This is a genomic window from Pseudomonas sp. CFII68 (assembly GCF_000416195.1).
Taxonomy (GTDB): domain Bacteria; phylum Pseudomonadota; class Gammaproteobacteria; order Pseudomonadales; family Pseudomonadaceae; genus Aquipseudomonas; species Aquipseudomonas kilonensis.
Genome location: NZ_ATLN01000022.1, coordinates 26,557 through 40,048, shown reverse-complemented (window position 1 = coordinate 40,048; position 13,492 = coordinate 26,557). Strand labels below are relative to the sequence as shown.

At 59.8% G+C, this 13,492-nt stretch carries 9 protein-coding genes; 7 read left to right on the top strand and 2 right to left on the bottom strand.

Going from position 1 to position 13,492, the window contains the following annotated elements; genetic code table 11:
• Positions 1 to 208: 208 nt before the first annotated feature.
• From CFII68_RS23680 to pgm, 4 genes are all read left to right on the top strand, one after another.
• Entirely contained in the window at positions 209 to 1,234 is a 1,026-nt protein-coding gene (locus CFII68_RS23680) for a zinc-dependent alcohol dehydrogenase family protein (protein ID WP_003202189.1), read from the top strand.
• 679 nt (positions 1,235 to 1,913) lie between these two features.
• Positions 1,914 to 3,404, top strand: coding sequence for a hypothetical protein (locus CFII68_RS23685; protein ID WP_033062386.1), 1,491 nt, complete (start codon positions 1,914 to 1,916; stop codon positions 3,402 to 3,404).
• Positions 3,405 to 3,500: 96 nt separating this feature from the next.
• Positions 3,501 to 4,898, top strand: coding sequence for an aminotransferase class I/II-fold pyridoxal phosphate-dependent enzyme (locus tag CFII68_RS23690; RefSeq protein WP_018601385.1), 1,398 nt, complete (start codon positions 3,501 to 3,503; stop codon positions 4,896 to 4,898).
• A gap of 91 nt (positions 4,899 to 4,989) precedes the next feature.
• On the top strand, positions 4,990 to 6,636 hold the full coding sequence (gene pgm / locus CFII68_RS23695) for a phosphoglucomutase (alpha-D-glucose-1,6-bisphosphate-dependent) (RefSeq protein WP_018601384.1): 1,647 nt from the start codon (positions 4,990 to 4,992) through the stop codon (positions 6,634 to 6,636).
• A 150-nt stretch (positions 6,637 to 6,786) separates the two neighbouring features.
• On the opposite strand, the gene CFII68_RS23700 is transcribed toward pgm, so the two are convergent.
• A complete protein-coding gene (locus CFII68_RS23700) occupies positions 6,787 to 7,482 on the bottom strand; it encodes a pirin family protein (RefSeq protein WP_018601382.1) in 696 nt (231 codons plus the stop codon).
• A 238-nt stretch (positions 7,483 to 7,720) separates the two neighbouring features.
• Here CFII68_RS23700 and CFII68_RS23705 point away from each other — a divergent pair, with 238 nt between their 5' ends.
• Both CFII68_RS23705 and CFII68_RS23710 read left to right on the top strand, forming a co-directional pair.
• Positions 7,721 to 10,204 carry a UvrD-helicase domain-containing protein gene (locus CFII68_RS23705; protein ID WP_033062385.1) on the top strand — a complete coding sequence of 828 codons (2,484 nt, stop codon included), beginning with the start codon at positions 7,721 to 7,723 and terminating at the stop codon, positions 10,202 to 10,204.
• Between the two features lie 304 nt (positions 10,205 to 10,508).
• The gene (locus CFII68_RS23710) at positions 10,509 to 11,858 is read left to right on the top strand and encodes a hypothetical protein (RefSeq protein WP_018601379.1); all 1,350 of its coding nucleotides are present in this window, start codon (positions 10,509 to 10,511) and stop codon (positions 11,856 to 11,858) included.
• Between the two features lie 167 nt (positions 11,859 to 12,025).
• Here the strand turns inward: CFII68_RS23710 and CFII68_RS23715 are convergent, their stop codons facing one another.
• Complete coding sequence (locus CFII68_RS23715) at positions 12,026 to 12,463, bottom strand: Lrp/AsnC family transcriptional regulator (protein WP_018601377.1); 438 nt, start codon at positions 12,461 to 12,463, stop codon at positions 12,026 to 12,028.
• A gap of 133 nt (positions 12,464 to 12,596) precedes the next feature.
• Between CFII68_RS23715 and CFII68_RS23720 the strand changes: the two genes are divergently transcribed.
• Positions 12,597 to 13,490 carry a DMT family transporter gene (locus CFII68_RS23720; RefSeq protein WP_018601375.1) on the top strand — a complete coding sequence of 298 codons (894 nt, stop codon included), beginning with the start codon at positions 12,597 to 12,599 and terminating at the stop codon, positions 13,488 to 13,490.
• The last annotated feature ends 2 nt before the right edge of the window (positions 13,491 to 13,492 follow it).

The following is a 13,492-nucleotide window of genomic DNA, read 5'->3' as shown; positions in this document are numbered from 1 at the left end:
ACAATGGCCGGCATGAATCTTACGGGGAAAGGCTGGTACTCTGCACCGGCTAATTGAGTTTTCTTAGGTTAAGTCCCACAGGATTGGTTGGTTTTTCTTACTGCGGAATCAATGACAGGCATGTCGACTATTAATAGCCACTGATGGTCTTGGGTACAAAGCCCGGATAGAGTTCATGGCATTAGAGGTTACTTTGACGAGGTTTGCGATGTCCCGCACGATCCGTTTTCACAAGTTTGGCGGTGCCGAGGTGCTCAAATGTGAAGAGCATGCGGCGGCTCTTCCTGCGCCAGGAGAAGTGCAGGTCCGTGTCGAAGCGATCGGCATCAGTTGGTACGACACCTTGTGGCGCCAGAACCTGGCCTCGTCCCAGGCGCGCCTGCCTTCGGGCCTGGGCCATGAAATGGCCGGCGTGGTAACGGCCGTCGGCGACGGCGTCGATGACTTGGCCGTGGGCGACAAGGTCGCCAGCTTCCCGGCCGAGAGCCCGAACGATTATCCGGTGTACGGTGAAGTCATCGTGCTGCCACGCACCGCACTGACCCGTTATCCCGACGTGCTCAGCCCGATCGAAGCCGCCGTGCATTACACGCCGCTGCTGATCGCGTATTTCGCCTACATGGACCTGGCACGGGTCAAACCGGGGCAATTCGCCTTGGTCACCGATGCCAGTCATTGCGCCGGTCCTTCCTTCGTACAACTGGGCAAGGCCCTGGGTGTAAGGGTGATCGCGGCCACCAAGACGGCTGACGAGCGTGAGTACCTGTTGTCGCTGGGCGCTGAGAAGGTCATCGTCACCGAAGAGCAGGACTTGCTGATGCAAATCAACAAGCTCACCGACAACCGTGGCGTCGATGTGGTATTCGATGGCCTCGGCGGGCCGCAGATGTCGCTGCTGGGCGACGTGCTGGCACCGCGTGGCAGCCTGGTGCTGTATGGCTTGCAGGGCGGCAATCAGACGCCGTTTCCAGCCTGTGCGGCGTTCCAGAAGAACATTCAGTTCTTTGTGCACTGCATCGGCAATTTCACTGGCAAGCCAGAACTGGGCATTCTCCAGGACCAGGTGGCCTTGCAACGAGCACTGCGTGATATCAATCAACTGACCGCCGACCGTGTGCTGTTGCCACTCAAGACTCGGGTCTTCCCGTTCTCCGAGTTTGTCGAAGCTCACCGTTACATGGGCGAATGCCCTTGCCGTGAACGTGTTGCCCTTCAGGTCGTCGACCCGGCCTGAACCCTGTCTTGCGCAAGAGTCATCGCCCCGGGCTCTTGCGCTGCCTTCGTCCTGACACCCATCCTTTCTTACGGCACCTCCTGCCTGGCGGTGCTGCGTTCGTACCTCACCCTCTCGCGCCTTGACTGGCCTGTCCCGGTTCGCTCAAGACTGAAGCGGTTTGTCGGCCAACATCTGAACTGGTTTTTGCCCTCAATCTGTATCTTCTAATCATTGTTTAAGTCTTGATAATTGAACACTGATTTCCATATCAAGGAAGAAGTCGTGGTGCGGTATAACTTTTTCGAAGGTCTTCATCCTTCAAGATGCATTCAAGGGGCAACGAGCGTTAATTGGTGCGAGGCTATCTATCGACCTTGGGGAAAACAGGGCGAGGTAGAGAGCCTATTAAAGTTCGGCAAGTTCTTTGTTTCTCGTACTCATTGTCTGTGGGACGTTGTCGGAATTCTCCTAGGACGTGCCGCTCGGTCGGTTAGCCCCCCTGTTTTCGCGGCTTTCGGCGGGGATGTGAAGGGGCGCGAGCCTACTCTCGGCATATGTATCAAATAATTACGACAAGCAATGCTCGAGCGTATTGCTAATACTCTTTGAGTGCTAGAACAATCATCTAGACCAACACGTCGCGCAGTCACGTTGGTGCGGGTGCGACGCCGATAGTTGAATTTCCAGGTAAATGGCTATGAGTGCAATTCATGAGCAGGCAATGACTCACGTGTATCAACAGATACTGCAACGACTGTCAGGTTTTTATTCCCGGGCAGAACGTACCGCGTTGCAGCTTTTGATCCAGCGTTTAATTGTCGCCGCCGGAGGCATCGAGCGGATTGGCGATTACCGCGTGTTGACGGTCCAGAACGGGAGCAGGGAAAGTTTTTATGTGCTGACTGCCTTGCGGGCCGCACAGCTGAGCATCGCGGGGCGGCATCCGGTGACCTTCACCTTGCGCGTCGCCACGCCACGCCTGAGCGAAACCACCCAGGCGACGCTGGAAAACATCCACCGCTGCTACAGCGCGCTGTTTGTCTACGATGATCCCCGGGTCGAATTGCTGATGGCCGATAACCGCGAGGTGTTGCCGTTCAATCACCGGCAGCCCTTGTCGGTGGCGGGGCACGAAGCCAATCGCATGGACCTCCTGGTCCTGGGACACCTTCGTGCGGTCGACAGCCCCTTGGAGATTGGGGATGACGGCTACCTGGCGATGGCCGAGTTCTATCGGCACATGGCTCGCTGGGAGGCGGGCGTGGACTCGTTGGTCAGCAGCGATACACCGCGTCAGCAAAAACAATTCATATCGGGCCTGCGCCGCGCGACTCGCAAGATCGGCCTGCTGACCGAGCAGGCCTGCGGTTTCGACAACCTCTTTGCCCACCTCGATACCCTGGGCGGTGATGTCTACCGGCATTTCTATGGGCCGGAGCGCCTCGATGCCTGGAAGCCCGAGGGGCACTTCGAGGCCTGCCGGCGAGTGGGCCACGTCGGCATCGACGACCTGATCGTCGATCGTTCGGAGGGAACCAACTGGCCGCTCTTCAACGAGTTCCTGCGGGTGCAGACCGAGGGCCTTGTCCCATCGGCGCCCGAAAACGAGTACATCAGCCCGCTGCTGTCGGCTCATCTGCACGGCCTGCAGGCCTGCTACCTGCACGGACGCAGCTATGAAACCGGCTACGGGGACTACGCGCAGCGGGCGATCATGATCATGCACCGCAAGCAACTGCCGGAACACGCCTGCGAACAGGCTCGGGCGCTGTTCGGCTCACCGTCGTCGATTCCCGAGCGTCGTGCCTACGCCGCCCTTGAAGCGCAAAAGATCCTGGGGCTCAGTGAAACGCAACTGGTGTGCATGCTGTTCGCCCCCTTCGTGGGGCAGGGCGCGGGCCTGGAGGACTTCCTGCGTTGCTGCCACCCCGGCATGCTGGTGGCGATGCCGGACCTGCACAAAGCCATGCAGGGTGCGACCGTCGCCGATCAGGTTGCGCAGTGGATGGTCGATGTCAGCGGCCTGCCCATCGACATCCTTGGCAAGCTGTACCGGGCGAGTGTCTCACTGCCGGAACAACCGGAAATCGCCACGGGCGCCGATCCGCAGCAGGCCACTGATGGTGTTGACGCTGCAGAAGCCGGTTCGCCTGTAGACGGGCTGCACGAACGCTCGGCAAGGCATTGAGGAGCGAGGTTTGACGGACTCATCTACCTCGTCCCCAGTCCTTGTACCCGGCGTTGCGACTGGATCGGCTGCGACCCGCTGTCCTGGCCTGAGCCGATGAAAAATTGCCGGGAGACAGACTTCGCCTATCAGGCGGTTTATCGCTACCTGACCACGCTGATCAACGAGCTGGAGGTTGATGCGCGGGTTCGCCTGCCGTCGCTGCGGCAATTGGCCGAGCGTCTGAACGTGTCGATATCGACCATCCAGTACGCGTATTCGCTGCTGGAAAAGGAAGGGCGGGTCTATTCGATCGCCAAGTCCGGTTACTACGCGCTGCCCGTGCCGAGCATGGCCACCCTGGACGGCGGTGACGATTTACTCGAGACCCTGTACGTCAATGCCCGACGACCCGGCATGCAGGTGCTCAGTGCGGACGAACCAGCGTCGATGCAGCCATTGGACAGCCCGCTGTTGCTGCTCGAGCGCGAATTGCTGCGCCAGTACCCACGCTCCTCGCAGACACCCTCGCAACCCTGGGGCGAGTTGGAGCTTCGCACCGCGCTGGCGGCCCGCTACACGTCTTCGCCGGCCCGTTGCTGGAATGCCGATGACGTCTACATTGGCGCCGACCTGCGGGGCGTCCTGGAAATTCTTATCGCGGTGCTGGCACTCAGGGGGGCCACCGTGGTGATCGAATCGCCCTGCGACTGGGCGGTGTTGCGCCTGCTGCAGGCGGCGGAGGTCAACGTCATCGAGCTGCCACTGTTGGCCGGCGGCGAGCTCAATGTCGAGCAACTGGAACAACTGCTGGTGAACGAAACGGTAAGCCTGGTGGTGCTGTCGTCGGTCTTGAACATGCCGAGGGGGACGCTGGTTCCTGAAGAGAACCGTCGGACCATCGCGCATCTGCTGGAACGGCACGGAACTTGGGTGCTGGAGAACGATAGCCATACAGACCTGGCGTTCGAGGCAAGGATGACGCCTTTTCGAGACTTGCTCGACCCGGACCGGCTGATCGTTTATTCGACGTTCGAGAAGACCATCGGGCCAGAGGCGCCGTATGGCTACGTGCTGTCGCGCCAGTTGACCCTGCACCTGCAGCGACATTTCCTGTTGCGTGCGTTTCGCTTGTCGCCGATTCGCCAGAAAGCCATCGCCCGGCTGTATAGCAACGGTCGGATTGACCAGCACTTGCTGGTGTTGCGTCGCCTGCTGCGCGAAAGTGCGATTTCGACCACACAATTGCTGCGCGAGCGGCTGGGAGACAGCCTGCAATGGGCAGAACCCCAAGGTGGCGCAACGATCTGGATGCAATCGACGCGACGGGTCGACTTGCGACGGGTTTTCCATCGGCTGCTTGCCCAGCGAATCGTCATCGCGCCGGGGGAGTTGTTCAGTCTCCAGGGCCTGTACGCACAACATGTGCGCCTGACCCATGCCCTGAACGGGCCTCAGGACATGGACGCTGCGCTCTGCGCGCTGGCCGACGCCTTGAGGCTCGAACAAGCGTAATCGGCGGCAATGGATCGAACCCATCGCGCCATGGTCGAACTGTCAGTAAACTGCACTCCATTTACCGAGCCACTCCACTCAGAGGTTTTGCATGACAGTCAGTCCATTTGCGGGCAAGCCGGCACCGGCAGAGTTGTTGATCGATATCCCGCGACTGGTGACGGCCTACTACACCGGCCGACCCGATGCCTCGGTTGCGACCCAGCGCGTGGCCTTTGGCACCTCCGGGCACCGTGGCAGCTCCTTCGACCTGGGCTTCAACGAGTGGCACGTGTTGGCCATCAGCCAGGCGATCTGCCTGTACCGCGAAGCCCAGGGCATCAACGGGCCACTGTTCGTCGGTATCGACACCCACGCGCTGTCGACCCCGGCGGGTGCCAGCGCACTGGAAGTATTCGCGGCCAATGGCGTCACCGTCATGATCGCCGAGGGCGATGAATACACCCCGACACCGGCGATTTCCCACGCCATTCTCTGCTACAACCGTGGCCGCACCTCGGGCCTGGCGGACGGTATCGTCATCACGCCGTCCCACAATCCACCGCAAAGTGGCGGCTACAAGTACAACCCTACCAACGGTGGCCCGGCCGATACCCACATCACCAAATGGATCGAAGCCAAGGCCAATGAACTGCTGGCCAACCAGCTCGCCGGCGTCAAGCGCGTCAGCTACGAGCAAGCCTTGAAGGCCGACACCACACACCGTCACGACTACGTCAACACCTACGTGGCGGACCTGGTCAATGTCATCGATTTTGATGCCATCCGCGCCGCCGGGCTGCATTTGGGCGTCGATCCGTTGGGCGGCGCAGGCGTGCGCTACTGGCCGGCCATTGCCGAGCATTACCGCCTGGACCTGGAAGTGGTGAACACCCACGTGGATTCCACCTTCCGCTTCATGACCGTCGACTGGGACGGGCAGATCCGCATGGACCCGTCCTCCAGCCATGCGATGCAAGGGTTGATTGGTCTGAAGGACCGCTTCGACGTGGCCTTTGCCTGCGACCCGGACCATGACCGCCATGGCATCGTGACGCCGTCTGGCGGCTTGCTGGCACCGAACAATTACCTGGCGGTGTCCATCGACTACCTGTTCCAGAATCGCCCGCAATGGCGCGCCGATGCCGCCGTGGGCAAGACGGTGGTCAGCAGCGGCCTGATTGATCGCGTGGCCAAGCGCCTGGGGCGCCGCCTCTATGAAGTGCCGGTGGGCTTCAAGTGGTTTGCCGACGGCCTGTTCGATGGTTCCCTGGGCTTTGGGGGTGAAGAAAGTGCCGGTGCTTCGTTCCTGCGCAAGGACGGCGGCGTCTGGAGTACCGACAAGGACGGTCTGATCCCGGCGCTGTTGGCAGCTGAAATGACGGCGCGCACCGGTCGCGACCCGAGCCAGGCCTACCGCGCGTTGACTGACGAGTTGGGCGAACCGTTCTCGGTACGCGTCGATGCCAAGGCCAGCCCACAACAGAAGGCGCTGTTGAGCAAGCTGTCGCCGGATCAGGTGACGTCTACCGAACTGGCCGGGGAGAAGATCCAGAGCATCCTCAGCCATGCGCCAGGCAATGACCAGGCCATTGGCGGCCTGAAGGTCATGACCGAAAACGGCTGGTTTGCGGCACGCCCATCCGGCACCGAGGATATCTACAAGATCTACGCCGAAAGCTTCATTGGCGACTCGCACCTCAAGCAATTGGTGGCCGAGGCGCAAACGTTGGTGGATGGGGCTATCACCAGCAAGTGACACCGTCGGCAAGCCTTGTTCCAACCTGTGGCCAGGTGATTCATGTGGGAGCAAGGCTTGCCCGCGATACAGGCGATGCGGTATTTCAGAAATCGAGGCGCCCATTTCGCGAGCAAGCTTTGCTCCCACACCCCCTCGCCACAAGATTAATCAAGCCAGGTCTACGAGCACGATTTCACTGTCTTCGATCGCCGTCACCCGCAATACCTGTTCATCTTCAATCGCAACACCGTCTCGAGCTTGTGCGCGCAAGCCATTGATTTCTATCAATCCTGTGGCCGGCACAAGATAAGCTCGACGTGCGGCGTCCAACCGATACTCTGCACTTTCACCCGCCTTGAGATTGGCCGCTACCAGCCGTGCGTCGGCGCGAATGCGCAGGCTTTGGTCATCGCCGGCCTTGCCACTGGCCAACGTCACGAAGCCTTCGCGCGAATCCTTGGGAAAGGGCTTGGCGCCCCATGACGGTGCCAGGCCTTCTTCGTTGGGGATGATCCATATCTGGAAGATGCGGGTGGCCGTCGATTCCAGGTTGTATTCGCTATGGGCAATGCCGGTGCCTGCGCTCATGACTTGTACATCACCGGCCTCCGTACGGCCTTTGTTACCCAGATTGTCCTGGTGGCTGATCGCGCCTTCGCGCACATAGGTGATGATTTCCATGTCCCGGTGCGGGTGTTGGGGAAAACCACTACCAGGGGCGATGACATCATCGTTCCAGACCCGCAAGTTGCCCCAGTTCATGCGCTGTGGGTCGTAATACTCGGCGAACGAAAAATGATGGTGGGCATCCAACCAGCCGTGGTTGGCGGCGCCCAACGTGGCGAAGGGCCTGAGTTCGAGCATGTTCGTGTCCTTTTCCGCTGAGCAGCGAAAGCGATGGTTGATGGGGCTATTTTCGCCAATGAAAACATCGATAAAAAGCGTAAAAAACGCGTCAAAGCTATCGTCTATTTAGATATAAAACCGTGAGCCAACTTTCACTTCATCGCCTAAACCCATGACTTAAAAGCTTTTGGGTGGAACCCGGCGGCAAATACAGACACCATAGCCGTCATGGTTCATGAACACCGGAGTCCCCAGCGTGGCGCAACACACTCCCGATCTTCCCCCCGAGCTTCTATCCCTGGCCCAGATGCCGCTGTTCAAGCGCCTGGCCGCCCGGTTCTTCGGCCATGGCCTGACACGCCTGCGTGCCCAGCATCGTGCCTCCTGGTTGCATGGCCAGGCCGACGGTTTCCGCAGCGGTCATACCGCCGGTTTTGACTATGGCTACAAGGAAGGCCGGGCCGAAGGGCTTGAGGAGGGCCGTCAGGTCCTGTTGATCCGTGATTCGCGCAGCACGGAGCATCCGGCACCGCAGGTCGATGATCTGCTGTTCGATGACTGGCGCCTGCCGCTGACCGCCGAACTGAAGAAACGCATCAAGGCAGATGTCGCCCGATTGCTACCGGCCCATGCACAACCGAGCACCGCGCAATGGAAGATGATTTTCAGCGACACGCCCTCGACCTCGGTGGTCGCCGGGGCCGGGGCGGGCAAGTCCACCACCCTGGTGCTGCGCATTGTGCTGTTGTCCCAATATCTGGGTTTTGAACTGGACTCGATGACCGTGGTGACGTTTACCCGGGAGTCACGTAAGGATTTCATCCAGAAACTGATCGAAGTGTTTGCCCTGTGGGGGCGTACCGTCAGCCTCAAGGAGGCTCGTGACCTGGTGCGGACATTCCATTCGCGCATCTTGCCCATGGTCCGCAGCCTGCCCGGGTTCGAACGGCTCCAGGCGTTCGAGACCCTGAGTCATCGCGCCGAAGCGGGTGACGATGATGCCCAGGGCAATCCCTTTGATTTGCGCATCAACGACGCCCAGCGCCAGCAACTCAACGCCTGCTATTACAACCTTTACCAGCGTGACGGGCGTTTCCGTGAGCTGATCCTGCCGTTGTCCCGCCACGCCCTGCAGCTCAAGGGGCTGGAACGCGATCACCCGGATGTGCAAAAGCGCGTCGCCGTGACCGAGTTGGCAGCCCAGCGCGACGAAGAATTATGTGATGCCATCGAAGACCTGTGGTTGCGCGCCGGTGCCTGGCCGATCAAGGGGATCGAGCCGAAGCGACAAACGTTCGAAATCAATGGTTCGACGTTCCACTGCCACGGCTACGCGCCTTCCCTGGATGCCTGGGTGATACTGGGGTTCGATCCACGGGAAGACGCTCGGCTCAGTCGTCCGGGCGCCAAGTTGAGCATCCGTGCGGAATGGGCGGTCAAGCGCACCCTGTTTCAAGCTTTCTGCCGTAAGCCACTGATATGGTTGGAAAGTTATGAGGCGTCCAAACGTGTATTAGCGTCAATGGCCGGCGATGCCAGCGCCGGGCCTGGGTTCGACTACAAGGTCAAGGGCGAACTGGGCTCAGCGCCATTGCTAGACTGTTTTGTCGCGGCGGCAGGCTTTATCGAGAACCTGGGCCTGGACGTCCCGGATGCCGTGGGCCGGATGTCGTTTGCCCAGGATGACCCCGATCGGTATTTCTTCGAAGCGCTGAGCCGCTACTGGCGGGCATTCGAAGACCATCTGCTCGACCAATCGCCGCCGGTCATGACCTACAACCGCATGTTTGCGCTGTTCAGCGAGCACTCGCCGGAAAATTTCAAGTTGCTGGGGGATGCGTTGCTCAGGCCGCTTTCGCACCTGATGATCGACGAATTCCAGGACGTGTCACCGCAGATCGTCTCCTGGCTGCGCGCCAGTCTGCGGGAAATACGCAGCCGTGGGCCCGCGATGCACGTGGGGCGCGGTGCCCAGCGCTCTTCCTTGTTATGTGTCGGGGACGATTGGCAATCGATCTATGGCTGGCGCGGCAGTTCGCCGAGCTACTTCATGGCGTTCAACAAGCAATTCCCTTCGCCAACGACGACACGGGTCATGCTCACCGACAACTACCGTAGCCACCAGCACATCATCGACGCGGCCGAGCACATCGTGCGGGCTGCTGCGGCTATCCCCGGTAAAAAGGCTAAGGCCAGTGGTGTGCCTCGCTCTCTGAGCCCAGTCAACGTACTGGATCGAGATGACGAAGGGCTGGCCCTGCGATTGGAAGAGCACTATCGCAAGGGCGATTCGATCTTGATGTTGTATCGAAAAAGCAGCGATAAGCTATTGATAGAAAAGTATATTCAGCCAACAGTTAATGTCGATTCTAGCTTGCCGTACGATGCCCGGCGGCTCAGGCAGATGACTTATCACAGTGCCAAGGGGCTCCAGGCCGATGCGGTGTTCCTTCTGGGCGACTGCCAGCACCTGAGCAGTTCACCCTACAAGAACCAGGTCTATCGAATGGCCGGGCTAGGCCAGGACGGTGACGCCGAAGCTTACGACTCGGCGCAAAAGGACGAAATCCTGCGCCTGGCGTATGTGGGTATCACGCGTGCGGTGCAGCACTGTTACTGGTACGTCGATGGTCAGGCGGCCAACGGGCCCAAAGCCTCGGATCGTATTGCCACGGATAAGCCCTTTTTTGCTGACCATCGCCGGAGTGTGGCCAATGGCCGGCAAAAGCCTGGAGCATGATGGCACCTTTGGATAAATGATCTACACCTAAGGCAAGGGATTGCATTGCCAAGGTCGGCATGCGGTTGATCGGTCGATCATCGCGCGAAATCTTCGCCACACTCCCTCGATAACGTTCCCACCCGGCTGCCAGAGCCAGGCCTGACCGTGCCCACTTGGCGGGCGCCAAGGAGGTGCGTCACGTCGCTGAGCGTGGACCGTGAGCAGGTCTGGCATAGTGCCAATGCCTGATAACAGAAGGAGGCCCTGCGCATCGCTAAACCCTTCGCTGGGACGGCGGGCGTCTCCCGATAAGGAGATATCGATGAACCATACCCAAGGAAAGATCGCTGCACTGCTGGCCCTGACAGGCGCGTTGTCCATGGCTGGCGCCCAGGCCGGAACGTTTCCTGATTACGGCTTCGCTCCACCGAAGAGTTCGTATCCCTCTCCATTCTTCCGACTCAGTCAAAACTATCCCACCGTGGCGCCGCCTTCTTCTTCGATGCCGGCGTTTTTCAAGCAGTTGCCCGCCAATTTCAGCAATGACTTTGAAACCTGGCGCACCTATATGAACGAGGTGAAAAAATATTGCCTGGAGGGCAACACGGAAGTCGCCTGGGACGTGCAGAAAAACAAGGTTCGTCAGTGGTATCACATGCCCTGGCAGCACTATGGCCCCAACGGTCGTGAAGCTATTCACGGGCTGACCAAAGAGGCGCCGATCCAGCCCAAACAGTTGGCGAGTACCCAAACCGGGAATGGCCAGACCTACGCGGTCGGCATCTATAACGATATAGGGGCGTACACCATCGGCCAGGTCTGGAAGGACCCGCAGAATCCTGATCCGAGCTACACCTCGCAACCAAAGGGATTTCCCAATGGCACAGTGGTGTGCAAGGCGTTGTTCGCAGACATCGATATCAATACGGTGCCCTCGCTGGTCAATCCGGTGCTCTGGAGTGCCTACACCGCCAAGGACTTCTACTCAACCAAACGTGCCATCACTAAAGTCGCGTTGATTCAGATGGACATTGCCGTCCGGGACACGCGCGTGAAAGAAACCGGCTGGTTGTTCGGTACCTTCCAGTACAACGGTGCGATGACCGGTAAATCGGGCTGGGACAACCTGGTGCCAGTGGGGATCATGTGGGGGAACGATCCCAAGGAGAACGGTAACGCGTTCACCAACCCGACGCCGACTGAAACCAAGATCAACCCGGCGCTGAAGCAGACCGCGATCAATGCCAACACCAAGGAGCTGCCACCGACCCACCTGGGCTGGAACGGCCGCCTCAACGGCCCCGTGGACAATCCCCAGGCGTCCTGCCTGAGTTGCCATATGACCGCTGAGTACCAGCAACTGGCGCCGATGAATCCGACCTTCCAACCCAACCCGCCACCGGTGGGGAGCGACGAATGGATGAAATGGTTCCAGAACATCCCGGCCGGGCAGCCCTTTTCGCCGGGTACTCGGAGCACCGATTACAGCCTGCAATTGTCCGGTGCCCTGGCCAACTTCTATGACTGGAAATGCAACCACAGCGGCATCTATGCCGACGGCAAGAATGCTTGCGCCAACGTAAAGGCCCTTAACCTGATGAAGGCCAGCGATGCGCCTGAACAAGAGGTGTTCAAAGTACAACGCAGCCCTGACCTGGAAGAGCTTCAGTAGCGTACCCCCCCCGGCCTCGGACAAGCGCCGAGGCCGGGTTTCTTGTGGGAGCGGGCTTGCTCGCGAAGGGGGCCAGCACATTCAACATCTTCGTCGACTGTGACATCGCCTTCGCGAGCAAGCCCGCTCCCACAGGGATAAAGTGTTCACTCAATCCAGGCAAATGCCTACGCCATCGGCGGCAACCGCCGCTTGACCGGCGTCTTCTTGACGATGGCTGTATTGGTCTCGGCATGGACATTGAGTTTGTCCAGCAAGGTATCCAGCTGTTCCATCGAGCGCACGTGCAGGCGGGCGATGAAGCAGTCGTCGCCGGTGACCTTGTCGCATTCGGTGAATTGCGCGATGGCCTGGATCTGCCGCTCCACTTCCTGCAACTGCCCCGGCAGCGGGCGAATACGCACGATGGCCTGGAGTTGATAGCCGAAGCACTTGGGGTCCACCTCGACGGTATAGCCCCTGAGCACGCCACGTTCTTCGAGCCGGCGAAGGCGCTCGGCGACACTGGGGGAGGACAGGCCACTGAGGTTTGCCAGGGCCTTGAGGGAGCGTCGGGAATCTTCCATCAGGGCACTGATGAGGATCTGGTCAATATCGTCAGTCATTTCAACTCCATTAGGCGAATGTGTGAAGTTGCCTTGATAAAAAAGGTCGAATCGCAGTTTAGCCTTTTTCAAGCCATGGAGAAGGTACCCATTGGCTCGGCATACTGTGCCCACTTGCTGAAGGAGCCTGAAGATGGACAAGACCTTACGCCGCGGTTCGCTGGAAATGACTGCCGCCATGCTGATCTCCGGAACCATTGGTTGGTTCGTGCTGGTTTCCGGCCTGCCGGTGCTGGATGTGGTGTTCTGGCGCTGCGTGTTCGGCGCCGTGACCTTGCTGCTGATCTGCGCCGGTTTCGGCTTTTTGCGCCCCGGCATTCTCACCCGTACCACCTTCCTGCTGACGGTACTCAGCGGTGTGGCGATCGTCGGCAACTGGGTGTTGTTGTTTGCTTCTTATTCCCGCGCCTCGATTGCCATCGGCACGGCGGTGTACAACGTCCAGCCGTTCATGTTGGTGGGGCTGGCGGCGTTATTCCTGGGGGAAAAAATCACCGCGCAGAAGCTGTTCTGGCTGGCGGTGTCGTTTCTCGGAATGCTGGCCATCGTCAGTGCCCATGGTGAGCAAGGGCAGGGCGGCGGCGACTATCTGCTGGGCATTGCCTTGGCGCTGGGGGCCGCATTGCTGTACGCCATCGCGGCCTTGATCATCAAGCGCCTGACCGGCACGCCGCCTCATCTGATCGCGCTGATCCAGGTCAGCACCGGCGTGTTGCTGTTGGCGCCCTGGGCGAACTTCTCGGCGTTGCCGCAGCAAACCGAAGCCTGGGCCAGCCTGCTGACCCTGGGCATGGTGCACACCGGCGTGATGTACGTGTTGCTGTACAGCGCCATACAACGCTTGCCGACTGCATTGACCGGTGCGTTGTCGTTCATCTATCCGATTGCGGCGATTTTCGTCGACTGGTTTGCCTTCGGCCATCGCCTGGAGCCGCTGCAATGGCTGGGCGTGGCGGCGATCCTGCTGGCGGCTGCCGGCATGCAACAGGGCTGGGGTATCAAATCGCGGCGCCCAGCCCTGTCGTAGCC

What these genes read in the sequence shown, in the direction of transcription:
- CFII68_RS23710 (WP_018601379.1), top strand. Translation starts at nt 10,509, where the DNA reads ATGAACCATACCCAAGGAAAGATCGCTGCACTGCTGGCCCTGACAGGC.
- CFII68_RS23715 (WP_018601377.1), bottom strand. Translation starts at nt 12,463, where the DNA reads ATGACTGACGATATTGACCAGATCCTCATCAGTGCCCTGATGGAAGAT.
- CFII68_RS23685 (WP_033062386.1), top strand. Translation starts at nt 1,914, where the DNA reads ATGAGTGCAATTCATGAGCAGGCAATGACTCACGTGTATCAACAGATA.
- CFII68_RS23680 (WP_003202189.1), top strand. Translation starts at nt 209, where the DNA reads ATGTCCCGCACGATCCGTTTTCACAAGTTTGGCGGTGCCGAGGTGCTC.
- pgm (WP_018601384.1), top strand. Translation starts at nt 4,990, where the DNA reads ATGACAGTCAGTCCATTTGCGGGCAAGCCGGCACCGGCAGAGTTGTTG.
- CFII68_RS23690 (WP_018601385.1), top strand. Translation starts at nt 3,501, where the DNA reads ATGAAAAATTGCCGGGAGACAGACTTCGCCTATCAGGCGGTTTATCGC.
- CFII68_RS23720 (WP_018601375.1), top strand. Translation starts at nt 12,597, where the DNA reads ATGGACAAGACCTTACGCCGCGGTTCGCTGGAAATGACTGCCGCCATG.
- CFII68_RS23700 (WP_018601382.1), bottom strand. Translation starts at nt 7,482, where the DNA reads ATGCTCGAACTCAGGCCCTTCGCCACGTTGGGCGCCGCCAACCACGGC.